Source organism: Corynebacterium lujinxingii (assembly GCF_014490555.1).
Classification (GTDB): Bacteria; Actinomycetota; Actinomycetes; order Mycobacteriales; family Mycobacteriaceae; genus Corynebacterium; species Corynebacterium lujinxingii.
On record NZ_CP061032.1, the window covers coordinates 498,557 to 520,793 of the forward strand.

The following is a 22,237-nucleotide window of genomic DNA, read 5'->3' on the forward strand; positions in this document are numbered from 1 at the left end:
ATAGACGCGGTGAAACGCGCACGCGAACGCGTCGCGCACGCATGGTCGACCTCGCTGCAGGTCAGGTTCGTGGGCACGGTGCTCATCGTCTCCGCGATCGTGATGTCGGTGCTCGGCTTCGCCCTGGCGTCTGTGGTCACCGACCGCATCACCGAGGCGAAGATCGAAACCGCCAGTGTGGAGATCGACCGGGCCCGCTCCACCGTGGAGTACCAGCTGGATAACTCCGGCAGCTCCGCGTCGTTGCAGGCCCGGCTGAACTCCGCGCGTGCTGGGCTGACGCAGCGCGCGCAGGAAAACTCCGACACGTCGAGCTTCTTCGAGCCGGTGCTCGTCGCCGAGGGCTCGGGCGGGGCGGTAACGTCCTCGCCGGAGTCGTACCAGATCCCGGAACGGCTCGGGCAGTTCGTCAAAGACGGCAACGTGGCCTACCAGTTCGCCACCGTTGAGCGGCCCGACGGCTCGTCGTATGAGGCGCTGATCGTGGGCACGCCGACGAACTCGGACATCCCGAACCTGCAGCTCTACTTGGTAATGAACATGGAGAGCGAGACCTCCACCGTGGCGCTGATGCGCGGCATCTTGGCCTCGGCGGCCGTGATCGTCGTCGTGCTGCTGATGGGCATCGCGTGGCTGGCCTCCCAGCAGATCGTCGCGCCGGTGCGTTCGGCCTCGCGCACCGCGCAGCGGTTCGCCTCCGGCCACCTGCGTGAGCGCATGCCGGTCGACGGGGAGGACGAGATGGCGGTGCTGGCCATGTCGTTTAACGACATGGCGGACGCGCTGTCGAAGCAGATCAACAACCTCGAGGAGTACAGCTCTCTGCAGCGCCAGTTCACCTCGGACGTCTCCCACGAGCTGCGCACCCCGCTGACCACGGTGCGCATGGCGGCCGACATGATTGCCTCGAACGAAGACGAGCTTGAGCCCGCAACCAAGCGCGCCAGTCAGCTGATGACCCGCGAGTTGGACCGCTTCGAGGCGCTGCTCAACGACCTGCTCGAGATTTCACGTCACGACGCCGGCGTGGCCGAACTTTCCGCCACAAACATGGACGCGCGTGGCCCGATCGAGTCCGCGTGGCAGCAAACCCACCACCTGGCCGACGAACTCGGCGTGGAGGTCATCTTCGACATCCCCGAGGAGGCTCAAACCATCGAGGGTGACCCGCGCCGCATCGAGCGCATTGTGCGCAACCTCATGGCGAACGCCATCGACCACTCCGAGGGCAACCCGGTCACCGTGGCCATGGCGTCCAACGACGAGGCGGTTGCCATCACCGTCACCGACGGCGGCGTAGGCCTCAAACCCGGCCAGGACGAGCTGGTGTTCAACCGCTTCTGGCGCGCCGACAAATCCCGGAAGCGCCACTCCGGTGGCACCGGGTTGGGCCTGGCGATCGCCCGCGAGGACGCCCAGCTGCACGGCGGCGTGCTCGACGCGGCCGGCACCTTCGGCGTCGGCTCCCAGTTCCGCCTGGTGCTCCCGCGCGATCTGGAGGCCGGCTTCACGGACGCCCCGCTCGAGTTGGAGGCGCCCGGCGCCGAGCTCATGCTCGACGACGACACCGTCTCCGCCGAAGCGGATGTCGTCGATACGCACGCCCCCGAGGAGGAGAACCGATGAGGCCGAAGACCACCGCGATCGCCGCGTTGTCCGCCGTCGCCCTGCTCGGCGGGTGCGCGTCCTTGCCCTCGAACTCTTCGCCGCACGTGCTGCGATCGTTCACCCCCGCCGACACCGCCACCCCCAACGCCGGGCCGTCCGCCGACGAGGAACCGGACCTGTTGCTGCGCGCGTTCTACGCCGCCTCCGCCATCCCGGACGGAGACTACGAAGCGGCGCGGGCCTACCTCACCGAAAACACCGCCGAAGCGTGGAACCCCAGCGGCCCGAAACTGGTCGTGGACAGCTTCGGCGTGACCACGCTGCCGGGGGCCGCGGTGGGCAAGCGGCGCTTCTCGGTGCACGGCAACGTCGTGGGCACGGTGCGCTCCGGCGGATCATTCTCCCCGGAACGCGGCCGCTACGAGGCGACGATCGAGTTGGACCAGGTCGACGGACAGTGGCGCATCTCCTCGCTGCCGGCGGGCGTAGTCATCGAGCGCACTGAGCTGCGCAACCAGTACCAGCCGTACAACCTCTACTTCTTCGACGCCGAGGACCGCGAACTGGTCACCGACCGTCGGTGGGTGCGCACGCAGCGTGAAACGCTCGCGGGCGACCTGATCGGCCTGCTCATGGAGGGCCCCGCCGAACGGCTGCGCCCCGCGCTTCCCGACGCCCTACCGTCGGCCGTGACCTTCACCGGTGTGAAAGACGGCGCGTTCACCTTCACCGGCTTCGGCTCCGTGAGCGCCGAGGACCGTGCCCAGTTCGCCGCCCAGGTGGTGTGGACGCTCGCCACCGCCGGCATCACCGGGCCGTACCGGCTCGTCGCCGACGGAAACCCGCTCATCGAAGGCGCCGACGAGCTGGGTACCGACGACTTTGTGGACGCGAGCCCGCTGGTGGAAACGGCAGGCGAGAGCACCCTCTACGCGCTGATCGGCGGCAACGTGCTGCGCGTCGACGGCCGCACCACCAAAGCCGTGGAAGGCCAGCTCGGCTCCGCCGGCGACGTGGCCAGCGCCGACATCGCCAGCGACGGGGAATGGGCCGCCGTGTTCGGCAAACCAGACGACAACCGCGACGACATACTGCGCGTGGGCAAGATCGGCGGACGCGAACACGAGGTCATGCGCGCCGGGACCTTCACCCGGCCGAGCTTCGAGCCGGGGGCCGACGCGGTGTGGACCGTCGCCGACGGCAAGCGGATCCTGCGCACCGTGCAATCCGCCGCCACCGGCGAACTGTCCACCGGCGAGGTGGAGGCGAATCTGCCCGAGGGCGTCGACGGCAACATCTCCGTGCTGCGCCTGTCGCGCACCGGCTCGCGCGTGGTGATGGTCATCGACGGCAAGCTCTACACCGGCATCGTCCAGCGCGGCGCCTCTGGTGAGCGTTCCATCGTCAACGTGTTGGAGTACGCCCAGGAACTCGGCGGCAGCGTCGTCTCCGCAGAGTGGCGTCCGGACGGATCCCTCATCGTCGGCACGTCGTCGACCTCCCCGGTCATGCGCGTCGAGCAGGACGGCTCGTCGATGACCGCGCTGTCGTCCGGCAACATCTCCGCACCGGTGGTCTCCGTCGCCGCCTCACCGAGCACGCTCTACGTCACCGATGCCAACGCCGTGTTGCAGGTGCCTAGTTCCGGCGCCGACAACCCGATCTGGCGCGAAGTCCCCGGCCTAGAGGGCATGCGCGCGCTGCCGATCATCGCACGGTAGCGGGTTGTCGTGCTGGGGGAGTTGCTGTTGCCGCAAAAGTGCGCCGGGTGCGCCACACCCGGTGCATTGCTTTGCGACGACTGCCGCCTCGAACTCGCCCGCCCACCCGAGCGCGTCTTTCCCAACACCGCCCCACTCGTGCCGGTCTTCGCCCTCGGGCCGTACGCCGGCGCCCACCGCGGGGTGGTGCTGTCGATGAAGGAGCGCAACCACCTCGCCGTGCGCAAATACGCCGGGGCGGTGCTGCGCGCCGGGGTGGAATATCTGGAAGCCCGGGGCGATATTCCCGTATCCGCGGTGTTGGTGCCGGCGCCGACCAGGCAGTCGTCGGCACGCGCTCGCGGCGGCGACCCGGTGGAACAGATCTGCCGGGCCAGTGGTTGCGCGGTGGCCCCGGTGCTCTCGCTCGACCCGCGCGCCGCGGACCAGTCCGGGCTTGACGAGGCCGCCCGCCGGTCCAACCTTTCCGGCGCCGTCCGGTTAACCGCTGCGCCGGGCGGCCGGGTCGTGGTTGTCGACGACGTGGTCACCACCGGCGCAACCCTGCACGCCAGCGTGGCGATCCTTTTGGCCCACGGCGTGGACGTCGCCGCATGCGTCACGCTGTGCGCGGCGTGAGTGTGGTCTCAGGCCAAATGTGAGGGGCTAGTTGTGAAGGGTTCGCCGCTGGCTGATCCGGCGCGTGCGCAGTTACTCGACCCCCTCACATCCTGCCCCTCACATCTCGGGTGGGTTCACACCTTGCCCCTCACATCTAGACCCGCCGCGCCGGCATCTAGGTGTTTTCGCAGGTGTCCAGTAGGGTCACAGGAATGAAAATGCGTCTACTGCCCCTCGTGTGTGCCCCGGTTATCGCGCTGGTCGGTTGCTCGACCGCGGACAGTGCTGCTCTCGGCGACGCTCAAATCGAGCATGTCTCCGAGATCCGCGACGCATTGGCAAAGACGGACTCGAAATGCAGCAACTGGCAGGAACTGAGCCAGGAGGGCGTCTGCGTCCAGGACGGGAACGGCCAGGTCAAGTTCAAAATCGACGGCACCCCGGAGGACCTGGCGCGCCATCTTCTCGACGAGCAGTTCCCCTACGCCGATGAAGTCATCGTGGGCAAAAACTGGGTCGGCCGCTGCGGCACCCAGGGCGAGGGCACTTGCGAGGCGATTGCCGAAGACCTCGGCGCCCGGGTCCAGCGCACCACCCGCACCTAAATGCTTACCCGAGGGTGCTGACCCGAGCCAGACGCCAAGCAATTTCCCCAAATCCCTCCGGATTGGTCATAACCAGTTGTATAGTGGTCATGGACACGGTTCCTACTACCTAGGGAGGAAGCAGACATGACTGCTGCAGACCAGAACGCACAGGCAGAGGGGCTGGGCCCCGACGTGAAGCTGACCATCACCGGTCGCAACGTGGAGGTTCCGGACCACTTCCAGGAACGTGTGAGCGGAAAGCTCGCCAAGATTGCAAAGCTCGATCCGACGCTGAATTCCTTCCATGTCGAGTTGAAGCACGAGCCGAACCCGCGCCGCGAGTCGGAGGCGGAGCGCATCCAGATCACCGCCACCGGTTCGGGTCACCTGGCCCGCGCGGAGGCGAAGGAGGAGACCTTCTACACGGCGCTGGATGCCGCGGTGGCGAAGCTGGAGCGTTCGCTGCGCAAGGTCAAGGCCCGTCGCACCACCCCGATGTCGGGCCACCGCGCACCGAAGGGCACCGGCGAGTTGGCCGCCGAGTTTGAGGCGGAGCAGAAGGTCGCGGCCGAGCGTGCTGAAGGTGCGCCAGGCAAGTACGACGTCGACCCGTACGAAGACCAGGTCGAGGACCTCACCCCGGGTCAGATTGTGCGCAGCAAGGTCCACTCCAATGCTCCGCGCAGCGTGGATGATGCGCTCAGCGAGATGGAGTTGGTGGGCCACGACTTCTACCTGTTTGTCAACGAGGAGACGAACCGTCCGGCTGTGGTTTACCGTCGCCACGCGTTCGACTACGGCCTGATTGAATTGGCCGACGAGGCGGACGTGGACGCGGCAGCGCAGGCAGAAGCCGAGAAGTAGCCACAACACCAAAAGAAAAACCCGCGCGGCCTGGAAGGGCCGGGCGGGTTTTTGTCGTCGATAAGCAAAGGCGTGTTGTCGCGCACGAGGTGAGCGTGCGTACAATGGTGGGCTGTTACACCTTGGCCCTGCCTACTCCAGTAGTAAAGGATTTTCACACGTGTTTGGACTGTCGAAGCTGCTCCGCGCCGGCGAGGGGCGTACCGTCAAGCGCCTGGCGAAGATCGCTGACCAGGTCATGGCCCTGGACGACGAATACGCTGCGCTGACCGACGAGGAACTCAAGGCGAAGACCGACGAGTTCAAGGAGCGCATCGAAGACGGCGCGAGCCTGGACGACATCCTGCTCGACGCGTTCGCCACCGCCCGCGAGGCCGCGTGGCGCGTGCTGGGGCAGAAGCACTACAAGGTCCAGATCATGGGTGGTGCTGCGCTGCACTTTGGCAACGTCGCCGAGATGAAAACCGGTGAAGGCAAGACGCTGACGTCGGTGCTGCCAGCGTACCTCAACGCGCTGTCCGGCAAGGGCGTGCACATTGTCACGGTGAACGACTACCTGGCCAAGCGCGATGCCGAGATGATGGGTCGCGTGCACCACTTCCTCGGCCTGGAGGTGGGTGTGATCCTGTCGGACATGCGTCCGGCGGAGCGCAAGAAGGCCTACGACGCCGACATCACCTACGGCACGAACAACGAGCTGGGCTTCGACTACCTGCGCGACAACATGACGCGTTCGGTCAACGACATTGTGCAGCGCGGCCACAACTACGCGATTGTGGATGAGGTGGACTCGATTCTTATCGACGAAGCCCGCACCCCGCTGATCATCTCCGGCCCGGTCGACGGATCGAGCCAGTTCTACTCCGTGTTCGCGCAGTTGGCGCCGCGTATGCGCGAGGGCATCCACTACGAGGTGGATCACCGCAAGCGCACCGTCGGCATCACCGAGGAGGGCGTGGAGTACGTCGAGGACCAGTTGGGCATCGACAACCTGTACGCCCCGGAGCACTCGCAGCTGGTGAGCTACCTCAACAACGCCATCAAGGCCAAGGAGCTCTTCGAGCGCGACAAGGACTACATCATCCGCCAGGGTGAGGTCATGATCGTCGACGGCTTCACCGGTCGTGTGCTGGCGGGCCGCCGCTACAACGAGGGCATGCACCAGGCCATCGAGGCCAAGGAGCAGGTGGAGATCAAAAACGAGAACCAGACGCTGGCGACCGTTACCCTCCAGAACTACTTCCGTCTGTACGACAAGCTCGCCGGCATGACCGGTACCGCCGAGACTGAGGCGGCCGAGCTGCACCAGATTTACAAGATGGACGTCGTCCAGATCCCGCCGAACAAGCCGAACCAGCGCGCGGACCGCGACGATTTGATCTACAAGACGCAGGAGGCGAAGTTCGCCGCAGTTGCTGACGACATCGCGGAGCACGTGGAAAAGGGCCAGCCGGTGCTGGTCGGCACCACTTCGGTGGAGCGCTCCGAGTACCTCTCGCAGCTGCTGACCCGCAAGGGTGTGGCCCACAACGTGCTCAACGCGAAGCACCACGAGGAAGAGGGCCGCATCATTGCCGAGGCCGGCCTGCCGGGCAAGGTGACGGTGTCCACCAACATGGCTGGTCGCGGTACCGATATCGTGCTCGGCGGCAACCCGGAAGTGCTCCTGGACGCAAAGTTGCAGGAGCAGGGCCTTGACCCGTTCGAGGACGAGGAGCGCTACCAGGAGGCGTGGAACGACCAGCTTCCGGCGGCGAAGGAGCGCTCGAAGCAGCTTGGCGACGAAGTCCGCGAGGCCGGTGGCCTCTACGTCATCGGTACTGAGCGCCACGAGTCGCGCCGCATCGACAACCAGCTCCGCGGCCGCTCCGGCCGTCAGGGCGACCCGGGCGAGTCCCGCTTCTACCTGTCCATGCGCGATGAGCTGATGGTGCGCTTCGTGGGCCAGACCATGGAGAACATGATGAACCGCCTCAACGTGCCGGACGATGTGCCGATCGAGGCGAAGATGGTCTCCAACGCCATTAAGGGCGCACAGTCGCAGGTGGAGAACCAGAACTTCGAGATGCGCAAGAACGTGCTCAAGTACGACGAGGTGCTCAACGAGCAGCGCAAGGTGGTCTACAACGAGCGCCAGCAGATCCTAGGCTCGCAGGACATCCAGGACCAGGTGCGTCGCATGATCGACTCCACCGTCGGCGCGTACGTCGACGGCGCGACCGCGGAAGGTTACGTGGAGGACTGGAACCTCGACGAGCTGTGGAACGCGCTCGATTCCCTGTACGGCCCGACCGTGACCCCGCAGGAGTTGATCGACGGCGACGAGTACGGCCGCGCAGGCGAGCTCACCGCCGATCAGTTGCGCACGGCGCTTCTCGACGACGCCAACGCCCAGTACGACAAACTCGAGGAGAACGTCGCCGCGATTGGTGGCGAGGAGCAGATGCGTAACTTGGAGCGCATGGTGATCCTGCCGATTATCGACACGAAGTGGCGCGAGCACCTCTACGAGATGGACTACCTCAAGGAGGGCATCGGTCTGCGCGCGATGGCGCAGCGCGACCCGCTGGTGGAGTACCAGAAGGAAGGCGGCGACATGTTCAACGCCATGAACGAGGGCATCCAGGAAGAAACGGTGCGCCAGCTGTTCGCCATGCGCAAGCAGTTTGAAAACCAGGAGACGGAAGGCGCCGCGGACAATTCCGCGAACGAGGGCGGCTCCACCGTCGTCTAGGAGGCCGTCTCCAGTATTTTGAACGACTCCAACTTGCCGCCTCGAAGTCGCGCCGCGAATGCGAGGCGGCGTCCGTCTTTATCGAGGGTGCCGTAGAACTCGCCGCCGTCGCCGCTGTGGCAGGTCACCACCCGCACCAGCTGCTGCGGCACCACCGGTGGCTTGCGGGTTTTCTGTGCGCGCAGCTGCAGCTGCTGCAGTTGGGTGCGCCGGTAGGCCCGGATGTGGGTGCGCACCGATTGGCTGAACCGGGCCGCGGTCATGGTCGCCGGGTCGTAGCCGCCGAACGCCGCGCCGATGGCCTGGCGCACGAGCGGGTCGACGCGTTGGCGCGTGTGTGGTGCGGCGTCGGTGGTTGGGCGGGGCGGTGTCGTCGTCAAGCGATGGTGCCCTGGCGCTAGCAGCTGCATGTGCTGGTGGCCGGGAACGTTGTAGTACATGCGGCATTCCTCCGTCACGGGAGGGGGCGGGCGCGGTGCGGGGTAGGTATCATTGTCCACGATTTGCGCGCCCTGCGGAAGGGCGTGCGCACTAAAGTGGACATTTTCAACCCAACTCGAGGAAAGAAGGCCATTGTGCAGGGTTTGATCATCGACTACGCGGGTGTGCTCGATACGGGCGCAGAGGACGAGGGTCGCTGGAAGGCCCTTATTAGCGAAGCCAAGAAGAAAGACGTCGCCGTGGGCATCCTGTCCAACGAGGAAGGCGACGGCGAGGTTGCCGACGCAATCCGCGAGTGGGAGTTCAAAGGCACCGTCGATGCGGTCGTGCTCTCTGGCGAGATCGGGGCGGAGAAGCCGGAGCGTGCCGCGTTCCAGGCAGCAGCCGACGCCATTGGCATCGACTTGAACGAGTGCGTGATGATCGACGACGACATCATGAACGTCCGCGCCGCCGTGGAGTACGGCATGATCGGCATCCTGCACACCGCCATCGACCGCACCGCGGTGGAGATCCAGTCCCTGTTCGACATCGAGGGCGAGTTCTAGTGCGCGTCTACATCCCCGCCACCTTCGGCATGCTGCAGGCGCTGCAGGATAACGAGCTGCTGCACGCGCGCAGTGGCTGGGGCTTTTCCGCCACCAAGGCGTTGCACGACTTCTTCGTCTCGGGCGACGAGGAGGAAATTGAGGCGGTGGCGTTCGACGACGCTGCGTTGGCGTCGTTACGCTTGCTCGCGATTGGCGACGAGGAACGCTTCCCGCACCGCCGCGTGGTCGTTTCCGCCGACGTGGACGCGACCGAGGCGCCCGACATGGGCGAGTCCGTGGTGCGCCTCGAGGGCCCGGTGCTGCTCGAGGACGTCGCCGCGATCCACGTCGACATCCAGGAGTCGGAGGAAGCCACCGCGAAGGCGATCGAGGCGGTCGACGCGGCTGACCTTGGCGACGAGGACGCGGAACTCACCGTCGGCGACGCCCAGGACAACTACATGGCGTTTTACGACCCGAGCGAGTTAGCGTTCCTCCTCGAGCTGCTTTAACTCCCACTCATTATTGCTGTGCAGCGCCTCCAGCAGGTGCCGCACCGCCATCGCGCGCCGGCCGACGGGGGAGTCGGTGTCCAACCCGTCCCACGCGCACTCCGGGTCCTTCGGCGGGCCCAGGTGGGTGCAGCCGCGGGGGCAGGCCTCGGCGGCCTCGGCGAGGTCGGGGAAGACCTGCACAATCTCCTCCGGCGCGACGTGGGCCAGCCCGAAGGAGCGGATGCCCGGGGTGTCGATGACCCAGCCGCCGCCGCCGGGCAGTTCCAGCGCCACAGACTGAGTGGAGGTGTGGCGGCCCTTGCCCACGCCGGAGACCTCGCCGGTTTCGCGGTCCGCGTCCGGCACGATGCGGTTGACCAGCGTGGACTTACCCACCCCGGAGTGACCGATGAGCGCGGAGACGCGACCCTGGATCTCTCCTCGCAGCGCGTCAACGCCGTCCTCGACGCCGGTGCGCAGCACCTCCACACCCATATCGGCCAGCTCTCGCTCAAAGTCCGACGGGTCCGCCAGATCCGACTTGGTCACGCACACCACCGGGGTAACCCCGCCGACGAACGCGGCGATCAGCGCGCGCTCGACGAACCCGGTGCGCGGCGGGGGATCGGCAGCCGCCACCACGATGAGCAGCAGCTCCGCGTTGGCGACGATGATGCGCTCGTACGGGTCGGTGTCGTCGGCGGTGCGGCGCAGCACGGAGGAGCGCTCCTCGCGCTTCACAATGCGAGCGAGCGTGTCCTTCGCACCAGACGTGTCGCCGACAACGCCGACGCGGTCGCCGACCTCGATGGAGGTGCGCTTGAGATCCCGCGCGCGGGTGCACTGCAGCCTGGTGCCGGTATCAAGCACCACGCCCCACCGGCCGCGGTCTTTGGCCACGACCATGCCGAACTCGGCGTTGTCGTACGTGGGACGGTTCTTCGAACGTGGCCGCGACCCCTTGCCGGGGCGGATGCGGACGTCGGACTCGTCGTAGTCGGAAAAGCGGCGGCCCATTAGTGTGCGACCATCTCCTGCCACATCTCGTCGAAACCGGGCAGTGTCTTCGCGGTGGTGGCGATGTTTTCCACCTGCACGTCCTCCACCACCAGGCCGATAATCGCGCCGGCGGTGGCCATGCGGTGGTCGTCGTAGGTGTGCCATGTGCCGCCGCGCAGCGGTGCCGGGGTGATGCGCAGGCCGTCGCCCAATTCTTCGCAGTCGCCGCCGAGGCCGTTGAGTTCGGCGGTCAGCGCCGCCAGGCGGTCGGTCTCGTGGCCGCGCAGGTGCGCGATGCCGGTGAGTTCACTCGGCGAGTTCGCGCACGCCGCAAGTGCCGCGACAGTGGGGGTGAGCTCGCCGATATCGCTCATGTCGATGCGGATGCCCTTCAGCTCACCCGGCTTCGGCCCGCGCACACTCAGCGCGTAGCCGGCGCCGTCGGCGATGAGGTCCACCTGGCAGCCCATGCGCTCCAGGATCGATTGCATGGTCGCGCCCGGCTGGGTGGTGCGCCGCGGCCAGTTGGGCACGCGCACCTCGCCGCCGGTGACGGCCGCCGCGGACAAAAACGGGGCGGCGTTGGACAGATCCGGCTCGATGATCCAGTGGGTGCCGCGGATCTCCTGCGCGGCCACGTCCCAGGTGTTGCGGGTGGCCTGGACGGTCACGCCGGCGTCGGCAAGCATCGCGAGCGTCATCTCGATGTGCGGCATCGACGGCAGGGGGCCGCCGGTGTGGCGGATGGACACGCCGCGCTCGAACCGCGCCGCTGATAGCAGCAGGCCGGAGACGAACTGGGAGGAGCCGGAGGCGTCGATCGCCACCGGGCCGCCCTGGGCGCCGCCGGTGCCGTGGACCGTAAACGGCATGCCCTCACCCGCGACGGAGACACCGAGGTCGCGCAGCGCATCGAGGATGGTGGCAATAGGGCGGTTGCGGGCGTGCGCGTCGCCGTCGAACAGCACTGGGCCGTCAGCGAACGCGGCCACCGGCGGCACGAAGCGCATCACCGTGCCGGCTAGCCCGCAGTCCACGGTGGTGCCGTGTAGGGCGCCCGGGGTGACGTGGATGATGTCGTCGTCACGCGAAAAAGTTGTGCCCATGTCGGCGAGCGCGGCTTCCATCAAATCCGTGTCGCGCGAGCGCAGCGCACCCGTAATCGTCGACGGGCCGCTCGCCAGCGCGGAGAGAATGTACGCGCGGTTGGTCATGGATTTCGATCCCGGCACGGTTTGCGAGTGCGTGATCGGGGACGGGTGGAACGGCGCGGACCACATTTCTGTCATGGATCACATGATAATGGAGCGCATGTGCGGAAGATTCGTCCTTTTTACAACCGGTGACGATCTCGTCGCCGAGGTAGCAACCCTGCCCGGCGTCGACAGCGTCCAAGCCCCCGACGGCACCCCGCCTGCGCGCTACAACATCGCGCCGACGAACCAAGTGCCGCTGATCCGGATCGCCGAGCATGAGGCGCTTATCGACGCCGCCCGCTGGGGCCTTCTCCCATCCTGGAAGAAAGACGACACCGGCCCGCCGCTGTTTAACGCCCGGGGCGAGACAGTGGCGGAAAAGCCGTCGTTTCGCAGCGCATTTAAATCGCGCCGCGGGCTGATGGTGCTCGACGGCTACTACGAGTGGAAGCAGACCGAATCCGGCAAGCAGCCGTATTACGTGCGACCCGAGGAGGGGCTGCTCTACGCCGCGGCGCTGTGGGACACCGGCCTGGACCGTCTGTCCACCACCATGGTGACCACCGAGGCCACCGACAACATGGCGTGGCTGCACCACCGGTTGCCGCTGTTTTTGGCCCGCGACGAGATCGAACAGTGGGCTTCGGGCACGCCCGAGGAGGCTATGGAGCTACTGCACCCGTCGCGGGTGGCGGACACCTTCCAGTGGAACGAGGCCGCGCGCGAGGTGGGCAACGTGCGCAACGACTACGCGGAGCTAATCAGTCCGTAGCTATAGGTGCGAACTTCGCGCCCATGAGCTCCGCCAGGTCCTTGGGTGCAATAGCTATAGACACACCCCGCTGGCCGCCGGAGACGTGGATGGTGGGCTCGGCGGCGACGGAGTCGTCGATAAGCGTGGGCATGCGCCTGGTGGTTCCGAGCGGCGAGATACCGCCCACGACGTAGCCGGTGGCACGTTGGGCTTCGGACGGTTCGGTCATTTCGGCGCGCTTCCAGCCCAGCGCTTTCGCCGCCGCTTTGAGCGACAGGTGGCCTGCGACCGGAACGCAGCACACGGCGAGGTCGCGGTCGTGGTGGATCACCAGGGTCTTCATGACCACGCGTGGGTCGATGCCAAGCTCCTCAGCGGCGTGGGCGCCGAAATTGTCCTGGCCAGAAACGTATTCGAGGACCTCGTGCGGGGTGTTAGAAAGGGCGGCGATCGCCCGAGTCTTAGCAGCCATGGGGCTAGGGTAGCGCTGGCCTACAATAACGGGCATGCCCGAAACCGAGCTAGATAAGGAAGCGCAGCAGCGCTTTGCCGACGAAGCGATGCCGCTGCTTGACCAGCTCTACGGCGGCGCGCTGCGCATGACGCGCAACCCGCAGGATGCCGAGGACCTGGTGCAGGAGACCTACCTCAAGGCGTACAAAAACTTTGACAGTTTCACGCCGGGCACCAATTTAAAGGCGTGGTTGTACCGGATTATGACCAACACCTACATCAACACCTACCGCAAAAAGCAGCGCCGCCCGCTGGTGACCTCGGCGGACGACGTGACGGACAACCAGCTCTACACCTCGAGCTCGCACGACTCGACCGGGCTCGAGTCCGCGGAGGTGGAGGCGCTCAAGGCAATGCCGAACTCGAAGATCTCCGAGGCGCTCAACGCACTGAACGAGGACTACCGCATGGTGGTCTACTACGCCGACGTGGAGGGGCTGGCCTACAAGGAAATCGCCGAAGTGCTGGACATTCCGATGGGCACGGTGATGAGCCGACTGCACCGTGGAAGAAAACAGTTGCGCGGCATGTTGAAGGACGTGGCAAGGGAACGGGGCATCGGCCTCGACCACGCAGACATGCAGGACAACGACACTGCGGCGAAGGAGAAGTAATGGCTACCGGACACGGGTGCGAGTCCACCCACCGCCTGCTGTGCGAACTTTTCGACGAAGAAACCACGCCTCAACGACGCGCGGAAATCACCTCCGAGATCGCCGAGTGCCCCGAGTGCCTCCGCATCGCCGAGTCTGAGCGCGACGTCCGCGCGATCGTGCGCGATTGCTGCCAGTCGGCCAAGGCCCCCGAGCCGCTGCGCCAGCGCATCATCACCACCATCTCCTACACCGAAGTCAGGTGGGCATAAGCGCTTTTTGCTTGACGACGAACCCCCGTTGCGGCCACGTTGCCACAACGGGGGTATTTTTCGGGGGTAGTCAGTCAGGTATGAACGTTGAACAATCTGCCCGCTTGTGGGCGGGCGTTCACATTTTTAGCTTCTTCAGGTCTCTTTAGTTGCGTTTCTGCAGGTAAGCGTAGTTGTAATGACGTTTCATATATTTAGCCTAAGAATGCATAGTATGCATTCATAAAGATTGTTCAACGATAAATGGTGACGCGCCACCGGACTGTTGAACAACCTTGTTTCGGGGCGGCGTTTTGGGGTCGGATTGATGAACAATCTGCACCTTAACCAGCGTGTAAACGTTGAACAATCCGAACAAAACGTTGAACAATCCGGGTGTTTCTAGCTGTCCATTTGATGCGCTTTACCTGCGCATACTCCGTGCATAAACTCAAGGGTGTCAGGAAGAGAGGTCCTGGCCGAGACAGTTACTAACAAGGAGCAGAACAATGCGAAACGCAATCCGCAACAGCATCGCGGCAGCACTCGCAGCATCCATCGCAATCGCGGGCGTCGCCCCGGCCAACGCTCAAGACACCCTTGAGGGTTCGGACAACGCCTCCGCAGTAGCTGTTGAGAAGGCGAACCCGAACGCGGAGCACCGCGGCAACGGCGAGCAGGTCGACCTCAAGGCCGACCAGGACGGCGACGGCATCCCGGACGCATGGGAAGCCAACGGCGTCATCCTCATGGACGGCACCGAACTGCCGCTGCCGGCTTACGGTGTCGACGTTGACCGCCCGGACCTGTTCCTCCAGTTGAACTGGATGGCCTCCGAGTACAAGAGCCTCGGCTGCGACGAGGCCCCGCGGAAGGAGTGCGACAGCGCGAGCCAGCGCGAGTACGCCCCGTCGGCCGAGTCCCTCGATGAGATGGTTGACCTCTTCGACGCCCACGGCGTGAACCTCCACATCGATGCCGGCGACGTGTACACCAACATCCCGAACTACGAGACCCACGGCGGCGAGACGGTCGACTACGCGAAGTACTACTTCGAAAACGACGTCCCGGCCTACAAGATGCTGGATAACCTCGACGAGTTCCTCGGCGAGCGCCAGAACATCTTCCGCATCGGCGTCATCGGCGACCAGATCGAGGCCGGCAACTACGCCTCGGGCATCTCGCTGGTGGGCGACAACTCGTTCTTCATCGCCAACCACCGCCTGATGAACACAGATGAGAAGCTGCGCAACACCATCCTCCACGAGTTCGGCCACACCCTCGGCCTGCGCCACTACGGTGCCAAGGAAGTCCTCGGCGGCGTGAGCAACAGCCAGGCGATGGACGCCGCCTACCAGTCGGTGATGAACTACCAGTACCAGTTCAGCCACTTCAACTACTCGGAACACCCGTACGTGCTCGACGGTCCGCAGGGCCCGATCCACGTGCCGGCCGACTGGGACATGTTGAAGATCGGTAACCACCGCATCGGCTACGAAGCCCTGCAGATCGCCGACTTTGGCAACATGCGCGGCCAGGTGCCGGAGCGCTTCCGCCAGATGAAGCAGGTGGAATTGGTCGAGGCAGTCAAACCGGACGCCGAGCAGGAGGCCGCCGTGGCCGAGGCTGAAAACAAGCCGGAGGTCGAGGGCAACGCTAAGGAAGCCGAGGCCCAGGTTGTGAAGGAAGCCGCCAAGGACGTTGTCAAGGACGCAGCCCAGGATGCTGCTAAGGAGAAGGCTGGCGAGAAGGTTGACGCGAAGGCTGATGAGGCGCAGCCGGTCCAGCAGGTCCAGCAGCAGGCGCCGGCCAAGCAGGCCAAGCAGGCCGCCGCGGCAGACGTGAACGTCATGGCAATCATCGCCCCGATCGTCGCACTGGCAGCCATCATCGGGATCGGCTTCGCGGTCAGCTCGATGTAGGCCGGTGACGGGGTCGTCGTAAAGCAAAAGACCCGGTGTCCTCCAGATGGAGGGCACCGGGCCTTTGACGTTTCGGGCTTATGCGCCCGGACGCTTGCCGTGGTTGGCCTTGTTCTTGCGGCGATCCTTGCGCTTACGACCACGCTTGCTCATGGGGTCTCCTTAAATTAGCTGTACCGGTAACAGATGTCCCACTGTATCGCCTGCGATAACGCAGGTAAAAATTAGGCGGACAGACGAGCGCGGTTGCGGGCGCGCGCCTTGTTGCGACGCTTCAGCGCGCGGCGCTCCTCCTCAGACAGGCCGCCCCAGACGCCGGCGTCCTGGCCGGTCTCGAGTGCCCACTTCAGGCACTGGGAAGTGACAGGGCAGCGGTGGCAGACCAGCTTGGCCTGCGCGATCTGCGACAGGGCCGGGCCGGAGTTGCCCACCGGGAAGAACAGTTCGGGGTCCTCGTCGCGGCAAATTGCTTCGTGGCGCCAATCCATGATGATGCTCCTTAGAAAGTCGTGTTGGTACTGCGTGGTCGGTTTTCTGCACACCACATTGACACCCACTTATCGAGGGTGTGTTGCAAACAAAGTTTGATTCCTGGCCCCGGGCGGTGTTTCTCGGTGGATCCGAGAACCCGTCTTCCGGTTTACCGGGCGTTAACCCTGTGGTGGCTGAGGGTTAAGGGCTGTGTAACCAGCCCGTTGTTTTTGCTACCCGAGAATCATGGCATGTTCACCTACCTCCCGCTAGGGGTGTGGGCCAAATTGTGCTGGAAATCACAGAATGTATCTGTGCTGGTGGGGTCACATCGTGGGGGTGTGTGGGTTGATCGCTGGGTTGTTTGGTTGCTTTGACCTGTATGTTCGGGAGGTTGTCTCTGGGTTTGGGTGGGTCAAATCGCCTTTTTGCTGTTCCTTAAGGGGTGCTGAGGGAACAGCGGTTTTTGGGTGGGCGCGGGGTGCCGGATGGCTGGCGGGGGCTGGTTGGCTGGGTTGGGGGGCTGGTGGGTGCTGGATGGCGCTAAGTGGATGGCGCATTTGGCGGTTTCGGGGCGAAATGTGCCATGCAGGATGTGTCATCTGGCTGCGGGGCGGTGCAGGACAGGCGAGGTGGGTGCCCGGGCTGCGTGCTCGGGCGCCGTGCAGGTCGTGCTGGCACAGATGTAGAGAATGCAACGGGGAAAGCGCCGAAATTTGGTCATTTTCGCCCTTGCGTTCTCTACATCTGTGGTGTGAGGAGGGTTGTTAGCGCGCCGCCGAACGCGACGGTCGGGCCACGCGTCCAGGAGGGATAGACTGCGGCACGTGAGTAACAAGCGAGAAGACATCGAAAACCAGCAGAACGGCCCGGTGGCGGATGCGGAAGTGCCGCCGATCATGCGCTTTGGCGCCGTGGTGGTGCTGGTGCAGTGCCTGGCGATCTTCGTTTACGTCGTGCAGCTGTTTATTGACCAGTTCACGGCCACGGACCACAAGCTCGAGTCGGAGTCGGCGGCGGCGGGCTACGTCAACATCGGCACCGCGGTGTTCTTGCTGATCATCTTCGGATACCTCGCCTACGTGGCGGTGCAGACCCTGAAGGGGCGCCCGCGCGCGACGGGTGCGATTGTGCTGATCGAGGCGATTTTGGCCGGTGTGGCGATCTACATGTTCCGTGGTGGGGCGGTGGTGTTGGGTATCGCGACGCTGATCTCGGTGGTGCTGGCGCTGGTGGGCGTGTTCCACCCGCGCTCGGCGGCGTACAACGAGGCGCAGTACGAAGAGCGCAAAGCGCGCAGGTAACAGAGAAAGCGCCGACGCAAAGCGTCAGCGCAACAGCGCAGAACGGCTACAGGCCGGTGTCGAGGACGACGATGTCGTCGCCACGCTTTTCCACGATCTTCGCCCCGGCGGAGGAGACGTGGATCGGGCCGGTGTAGTCGCCGCGGTCGACGGGGATGATCTCGTCGACCGCGTTTTTGTCCCAGTTGACCACGGCCACGCCGTCGGTGGAGGCGTAGAGCAGGCGGTCGCCGGCGGCGAAGCCGGTGCCGAGCGCGCCCTGGAACACGCCGGTGACGGCGAGGTTCGCCGGCTCCATGAGCAGCAGCGAGTCGTCTTGCCAGTAGGTCATGTGGTGGGGCAGGTCGGCGATGGGGAGGACAGCGATGGTGCCGTCGATACGCTGCGGCTCGCCCATGGCGGGGATGGACGAGGAGCTAATGGCATCGCCCTGGTTGTTGTAGGTGAGCACTTCGTTTTTGGAGGGGTCGTAGACCGCGGCGGCGTCCTGGGAGACGGCGACAAGGTAGGCCTGCGGGTCGATCTCCACGTTTGCCTCGATTTCGGGCTTGCGGGAGTCTTCCGGCGTGGCCTTTTGCAGGCGCAGGTAGGAGCCGTCGCCACAGGTCTCGGTCACGGCGAGCAGCTCGCTGCGGGTGAGTGCGGAGGTGATGATGCAGTCCTCGTTGGGCTGCATGTCTGGTTCTTGCTTGGCTTCCACGTAGCCGTATTCGGCGGTGCGGACCATGTCGGAGCGCCAGATTTCCACGCGGTCGTCGGAGGCGTAGCCGGTGCGGTCGTTGGACGCCAGGCTGGTGACCTCGTCGGGCGCGGGGGCGGAGCGGGTGCCGGCGTATTGGCCGGTCTTCGCGTCGATGGACACCACGTCGCCGCAGCCCGCGTTGTCGCGGTAGGTGGCCACAACCTTGTCCCACGCCTGGTCGATCAGGCACAGGTCGTTGGGCCGCGAGTAGGTCCACACGGTGTCGCCGTCGGGGTTGGTGGCGGTGATGGTGTGGTCGTCGTACGTGATGATCAGCCCGTTGGCGATCAGGGGCCGCGCGCGCCCGGAGGTGTCGGTGAGGCGGAAGCCCTCGCTCAGCGACGACGGCACTACCGCAAGTTGCCCGTAGTCCTGCTGCTCCTCAGCGGCTGGGGTCAGTTCGGCGTGGCGCACCGGCGCGGTGAGCACTGCCGTGCCGACGAGCAGGGCGGAGACACCGGCGATGACACCGGTGGCAATGAGGTCGCGGCGGGTGCGACGCAGTGGCTTACTCAACGCCGTTTCCTTCCTGAACGTGTTCGTTTGCCCGGGCCCTCCGAGCGTGATTGACGACGCGCGGGTCGTGTCCCGTGCACTTTACGCGCGGGCCCGACACGGCCGGAAGCCGACTCCGGGAATTCGAACTCCTCGCGCAGCTCGTCGGAGGTGGAAAACCACTCGGGTATGTCGTGTTTGCCCAGCTTGAGGTCGGTGTTGATGGCGTCCCATTTGCGGGTTTCGTCGTAGCCGACCAGGGTCACGGCGGTGCCGGTGCGTCCCGCGCGCCCGGTGCGGCCGATGCGGTGCACGTACGTCATGGGGTCGTCGGGAGCCTGGTAGTTGATCACGTGGGTGACGTCGTCGACGTCGATGCCGCGGGCGGCGACGTCGGTGGCGACGAGGATTTCGACAGCACCTCGTCGAAAAGCGTCGAGTGCTTGCTCGCGTGCGCCTTGGCCCAAATCGCCGTGGACGGCGGCGACGGTGAAACCGCGGGAGGCGAGGTCGTCGGCAAGTTCGGCGGCGGTGCGCTTGGTGCGCGCGAAGATGATGGTGCGTCCGCGGCCGGGGGATTGGAGGATGCGCGCGATGACCTCGAGTTTGTCCATGCGGTGCGACTTGAACACCACTTGGCGGGTGGTGGTGTGGGTGGCGGAGTCGTCGCCGGATTCGGCGCGGATGTGCACCGGCTTGTTCATCTTCTGCCGGGCTAGCGCGAGGATTGCGCCGGGCATGGTGGCGGAAAACAGCATGGTCTGGGTCTCGCCGACGGCGGCCCAGAGTTTTTCGATGTCGGGCAAAAAGCCCATGTCGAGCATCTCGTCGGCCTCGTCGAGGACGAGGACGGCAACCTGTTCGAGTACGAGGTCGCCGCGGTCATGCAGGTCGATCAGGCGCCCTGGCGTGCCGACGACCACATCTGCACCGTCTTCCAGCGCCTTGATCTGTTCGTCGTAGGGGCGGCCACCGTAGATCGTCGATACGCGCACCGGCGTGTGGGCGGCCGTGCGCTCAAGGTCGTCGCCCACCTGGACCGCGAGCTCGCGGGTGGGGACGATGATCAGGGCGCGCGGGGTGCCGTCGAGTTCGGCGATGTCGGCGTCGTCAAAGACGCGGTCGATAAGCGGCACGCCAAAGCCCAGCGTTTTCCCCATGCCGGTGCGGGCCTGGCCGATGATGTCGCGGCCGGCGAGTGCGAGCGGCAGGGTCAGCTCCTGGATGGAAAACGGGTTGGTGATTCCGTCCGCGGCGAGAGCGTCGACAATCTCGGCGGCGACGCCCAGCCCGGCAAACGTCGATTGCTCAGCTGCGTAGGGCACGCGTTCATCTTAGCGGTCGGCCGTTACAATAGGGCCGTTCGCTGAGCAGGGCACCCCTGCCGGCACGAGTGCAACCAGAAAAGGACAGTGAGCGAGAAGATGGATATCAAGATTGGTCTTGCAGACACCCAGCGCGAGCTTTCGATCAAGCTCCCGGAGGGGCAGGAAAACGTCATCGCCACCGTCGAGCAGGCGATCGACTCTGGCGCCGCTACCTTCAAGCTGGAAGACGACAAGGGCCACGTCTACCTCATCCGCACCGAGCGTGTGCTCTACGTCGAGCAGGGCAGCGCCGCGGCCCGTTCCGTCGGCTTCATGCGCTAAATTACTCATTCATGGCACAACGGCAGGACGCTCCGCGGCACGAAGGCGCCGAGGACGACTTCGGCGAGTGGTTCGACAGCTGGGATTTAGACTCCCGCGATGAACCGCGCCACCGCGCGTCTCACCGGGAGCGCGGCAGTCACGCGGCCGGTTCGGCCGGTTCGTCCCAGGCGGACGGACGGCTGGTCGCGTTCGCCCAGGACTACGGCTGGCGCGCCTACGCGATCCCGGTGCTCGCGGTGATCACTGTGTTTGTCCTGTTGAACATGTTCCAAAACCCTGGCGAGAAGGTCATCGATACTGTCGCCGAGGCTGAGCCCGCCGATGCAGCCGGGGCCGAGGCCCAGGAGCCGTCGCTGGAGCCGGCGAAGATCGCCGAGGGCATTTTCGACCCGCACGACCTGCCGCCGGGCGGGCCATACACCACCACCGCGACGGGCGAGTTCTACGAGGTGGGCATCCCGGGCGCGAACGCGGGCCAGGGCACCGAGAAGGTGGTGCGTTACATCGTCGAGGTGGAAAAGGGCATCGACGCCTCCGGCTACGGCGGGGATCAGTCCTTTGCCAAGATGATCGACGCCACGCTGACGGACCCGCGCGGCTGGATCAACGACCCGCGTTTCCGCTTCGAGCACGTCTCCGCGGATCAGGAACCGGATTTGAAAATCCGTCTGACCTCGCTGGATACCACCGCCGAGCTCTGTGGTGCGGCGCTGGGCACAGAGACGAGCTGCCGCACAACCATCACGGGCGAGGACACTGTGGTTATCAACGAGTCCCGCTGGGTGCGCGGCGCCGTGCCGTTCCAGGGCGATATTGGCTCGTACCGCCAGTACCTGATCAACCACGAGGTCGGCCACGCGCTCGGTTTCGCGGAGCACGTGCCGTGCCCGGAGCCGAACGTGCTTGCGCCGATCATGATGCAGCAGACGCTGAGCCTGAACAACGCTCAGTTGCACGAGATGAGCCCGGAGGGGCCGTACCCGGATAACCAGGACACGTGCCGCCCGAATCCGTGGCCGTATCCGCGTCCGGCGGTGCTGTAGATGACCGTTCCAGCGCACGTGTTGTCTGCATTTCAGCTTGACGACGAAACCCCCGCTCCCGCCGGCCAATTCTGGGACGATGGCCTGCGCTTCGGCCGCGTCGTGCTCGCGCGTGCGACGGAGACGTCCGCCTGGTCCGGCAAAGCGCGCGAGAAGGCCGAGCCGCCGGAGGGCCTGCGCATTTCGCGCTCGGTGCGCGCGACTGACGGCCGCCTGATCGTCGGCGGGTACCGCGCCACCGAGTTCGCCCCTGGCGAGCCGCGCGAGCGTGTCGACGAGGCCGTCGCCGCCGCATTGCGTTACGACGACGCCGTGGACGGTATCGACGTTCCCGCAGGTGAATCGTCGTTGACGTGGATCGCGGACGACCGTGCGGTGTGGCGCGGCAGTGTCGTGAGCGGAGGTGTGGTCGCGCACCTGGATTTCTTGGCGCACCTGCTCTTCGACGGGCACGCGGCACCCGTGCTCACGGACTTCGCGCCGTCGGCGGACCTGCGCCCGCGCGGCTTCACCGCGGCGCTGGTGATGGTGGACGGCCTGCTGGCCGGCGCGGTGGACACGGACATCCTCGCGCGCTGGTCGCACGTGCCCAGGCTGCAGTACCTCGCGCAGCAGGCGGTGGAGTACCGGCGGCGCACGACACGGGGCCTTGGTTCGGACGTATGTTCGATAGATGACATTGCTGAGGTTGTCGCGTCGTACTGAGGTGGCACAATCTTCGCT

General features: G+C 65.5%; 24 protein-coding genes. 16 read left to right on the plus strand and 8 right to left on the minus strand.

From position 1 onward, the window contains the following. Positions 1–9 precede the first annotated feature (9 nt). From mtrB to secA, 6 genes are all read left to right on the plus strand, one after another. A complete protein-coding gene (gene mtrB, locus IAU68_RS02415; protein WP_269434859.1) occupies positions 10–1,626 on the plus strand; it encodes an MtrAB system histidine kinase MtrB in 1,617 nt (538 codons plus the stop codon). Next, entirely contained in the window at positions 1,623–3,329 is a 1,707-nt protein-coding gene (gene lpqB, locus IAU68_RS02420; RefSeq protein ID WP_171194222.1) for an MtrAB system accessory lipoprotein LpqB, read from the plus strand. The genes mtrB and lpqB overlap by 4 nt, the downstream gene beginning before the upstream one ends. Positions 3,330–3,356: 27 nt before the next feature. After that, complete coding sequence (locus IAU68_RS02425; RefSeq protein ID WP_231699074.1) at positions 3,357–3,947, plus strand: ComF family protein; 591 nt, start codon at positions 3,357–3,359, stop codon at positions 3,945–3,947. Between the two features lie 194 nt (positions 3,948–4,141). Continuing rightward, complete coding sequence (locus tag IAU68_RS02430; protein WP_171194221.1) at positions 4,142–4,534, plus strand: hypothetical protein; 393 nt, start codon at positions 4,142–4,144, stop codon at positions 4,532–4,534. A 126-nt stretch (positions 4,535–4,660) separates the two neighbouring features. After that, positions 4,661–5,380 (plus strand): ribosome hibernation-promoting factor, HPF/YfiA family, encoded by a 720-nt coding sequence (gene hpf, locus IAU68_RS02435; protein WP_171194220.1) that lies wholly within the window; start codon positions 4,661–4,663, stop codon positions 5,378–5,380. A gap of 160 nt (positions 5,381–5,540) precedes the next feature. Then, positions 5,541–8,114, plus strand: coding sequence for a preprotein translocase subunit SecA (secA, locus tag IAU68_RS02440; protein ID WP_171194219.1), 2,574 nt, complete (start codon positions 5,541–5,543; stop codon positions 8,112–8,114). On the opposite strand, the gene IAU68_RS02445 is transcribed toward secA, so the two are convergent. Beyond that, the gene (locus tag IAU68_RS02445; protein WP_171194218.1) at positions 8,111–8,554 is read right to left on the minus strand and encodes a hypothetical protein; all 444 of its coding nucleotides are present in this window, start codon (positions 8,552–8,554) and stop codon (positions 8,111–8,113) included. The two genes, secA and IAU68_RS02445, sit on opposite strands and share 4 nt — an antisense overlap. 135 nt (positions 8,555–8,689) lie before the next feature. On the opposite strand from IAU68_RS02445, the gene IAU68_RS02450 reads away from it, so the two are divergent. Further along, the gene (locus IAU68_RS02450) at positions 8,690–9,103 is read left to right on the plus strand and encodes an HAD family hydrolase (protein WP_171194217.1); all 414 of its coding nucleotides are present in this window, start codon (positions 8,690–8,692) and stop codon (positions 9,101–9,103) included. Beyond that, positions 9,103–9,597: a DUF6912 family protein gene (locus IAU68_RS02455; RefSeq protein WP_171194216.1), complete on the plus strand. Its 495-nt coding sequence runs from the start codon at positions 9,103–9,105 to the stop codon at positions 9,595–9,597. Before IAU68_RS02450 ends, IAU68_RS02455 begins: the two co-directional genes overlap by 1 nt. On the opposite strand, the gene rsgA is transcribed toward IAU68_RS02455, so the two are convergent. Then, positions 9,571–10,596, minus strand: a complete 1,026-nt coding sequence (rsgA, locus tag IAU68_RS02460) for a ribosome small subunit-dependent GTPase A (protein ID WP_171194215.1) — start codon at positions 10,594–10,596, stop codon at positions 9,571–9,573. The genes IAU68_RS02455 and rsgA overlap by 27 nt on opposite strands. Then, positions 10,596–11,867: a 3-phosphoshikimate 1-carboxyvinyltransferase gene (gene aroA, locus IAU68_RS02465; protein ID WP_171194214.1), complete on the minus strand. Its 1,272-nt coding sequence runs from the start codon at positions 11,865–11,867 to the stop codon at positions 10,596–10,598. The genes rsgA and aroA overlap by 1 nt, the downstream gene beginning before the upstream one ends. A gap of 22 nt (positions 11,868–11,889) precedes the next feature. Between aroA and IAU68_RS02470 the strand changes: the two genes are divergently transcribed. Next, positions 11,890–12,546: an SOS response-associated peptidase gene (locus IAU68_RS02470; RefSeq protein ID WP_171194371.1), complete on the plus strand. Its 657-nt coding sequence runs from the start codon at positions 11,890–11,892 to the stop codon at positions 12,544–12,546. Here the strand turns inward: IAU68_RS02470 and IAU68_RS02475 are convergent. Beyond that, the gene (locus IAU68_RS02475; protein ID WP_171194213.1) at positions 12,536–13,000 is read right to left on the minus strand and encodes an aminoacyl-tRNA deacylase; all 465 of its coding nucleotides are present in this window, start codon (positions 12,998–13,000) and stop codon (positions 12,536–12,538) included. The genes IAU68_RS02470 and IAU68_RS02475 overlap by 11 nt on opposite strands. Before the next feature lie 34 nt (positions 13,001–13,034). On the opposite strand from IAU68_RS02475, the gene IAU68_RS02480 reads away from it, so the two are divergent. The 3 genes from IAU68_RS02480 to IAU68_RS02490 all read left to right on the plus strand — a co-directional run bounded on the left by IAU68_RS02480 (position 13,035) and on the right by IAU68_RS02490 (position 15,807). Further along, entirely contained in the window at positions 13,035–13,655 is a 621-nt protein-coding gene (locus IAU68_RS02480; protein ID WP_171194212.1) for a sigma-70 family RNA polymerase sigma factor, read from the plus strand. Next, positions 13,655–13,906 (plus strand): mycothiol system anti-sigma-R factor, encoded by a 252-nt coding sequence (locus IAU68_RS02485; protein WP_171194211.1) that lies wholly within the window; start codon positions 13,655–13,657, stop codon positions 13,904–13,906. Before IAU68_RS02480 ends, IAU68_RS02485 begins: the two co-directional genes overlap by 1 nt. Before the next feature lie 488 nt (positions 13,907–14,394). Continuing rightward, a complete protein-coding gene (locus tag IAU68_RS02490; protein ID WP_171194210.1) occupies positions 14,395–15,807 on the plus strand; it encodes a hypothetical protein in 1,413 nt (470 codons plus the stop codon). A 78-nt stretch (positions 15,808–15,885) separates the two neighbouring features. Here IAU68_RS02490 and IAU68_RS11595 read toward each other — a convergent pair whose 3' ends face one another. Together IAU68_RS11595 and IAU68_RS02495 are read right to left on the minus strand one after the other, a co-directional pair. Beyond that, a complete protein-coding gene (locus tag IAU68_RS11595; RefSeq protein ID WP_407928723.1) occupies positions 15,886–15,960 on the minus strand; it encodes a 50S ribosomal protein bL37 in 75 nt (24 codons plus the stop codon). A 71-nt stretch (positions 15,961–16,031) separates the two neighbouring features. Continuing rightward, a complete protein-coding gene (locus IAU68_RS02495) occupies positions 16,032–16,295 on the minus strand; it encodes a WhiB family transcriptional regulator (RefSeq protein WP_034997533.1) in 264 nt (87 codons plus the stop codon). A gap of 810 nt (positions 16,296–17,105) precedes the next feature. Here IAU68_RS02495 and IAU68_RS02500 point away from each other — a divergent pair. Continuing rightward, positions 17,106–17,582, plus strand: coding sequence for a hypothetical protein (locus tag IAU68_RS02500; RefSeq protein ID WP_202880270.1), 477 nt, complete (start codon positions 17,106–17,108; stop codon positions 17,580–17,582). Between the two features lie 46 nt (positions 17,583–17,628). Here IAU68_RS02500 and IAU68_RS02505 read toward each other — a convergent pair whose 3' ends face one another. Both IAU68_RS02505 and IAU68_RS02510 read right to left on the minus strand, forming a co-directional pair. Beyond that, positions 17,629–18,840, minus strand: coding sequence for an Rv3212 family protein (locus IAU68_RS02505; protein WP_171194209.1), 1,212 nt, complete (start codon positions 18,838–18,840; stop codon positions 17,629–17,631). Then, positions 18,837–20,144: a DEAD/DEAH box helicase gene (locus IAU68_RS02510; protein WP_171194208.1), complete on the minus strand. Its 1,308-nt coding sequence runs from the start codon at positions 20,142–20,144 to the stop codon at positions 18,837–18,839. The genes IAU68_RS02505 and IAU68_RS02510 overlap by 4 nt, the downstream gene beginning before the upstream one ends. Before the next feature lie 99 nt (positions 20,145–20,243). On the opposite strand from IAU68_RS02510, the gene IAU68_RS02515 reads away from it, so the two are divergent. Genes IAU68_RS02515 through IAU68_RS02525 form a run of 3 tightly spaced genes read left to right on the plus strand, consistent with a single transcriptional unit; the run spans position 20,244 to position 22,219 of the window. Beyond that, positions 20,244–20,468 (plus strand): DUF3107 domain-containing protein, encoded by a 225-nt coding sequence (locus IAU68_RS02515; RefSeq protein ID WP_171194207.1) that lies wholly within the window; start codon positions 20,244–20,246, stop codon positions 20,466–20,468. Positions 20,469–20,479: 11 nt separating this feature from the next. After that, positions 20,480–21,514 carry a DUF3152 domain-containing protein gene (locus IAU68_RS02520; protein ID WP_171194206.1) on the plus strand — a complete coding sequence of 345 codons (1,035 nt, stop codon included), beginning with the start codon at positions 20,480–20,482 and terminating at the stop codon, positions 21,512–21,514. Next, positions 21,515–22,219 carry a hypothetical protein gene (locus IAU68_RS02525; RefSeq protein ID WP_171194205.1) on the plus strand — a complete coding sequence of 235 codons (705 nt, stop codon included), beginning with the start codon at positions 21,515–21,517 and terminating at the stop codon, positions 22,217–22,219. Positions 22,220–22,237 lie beyond the last annotated feature (18 nt).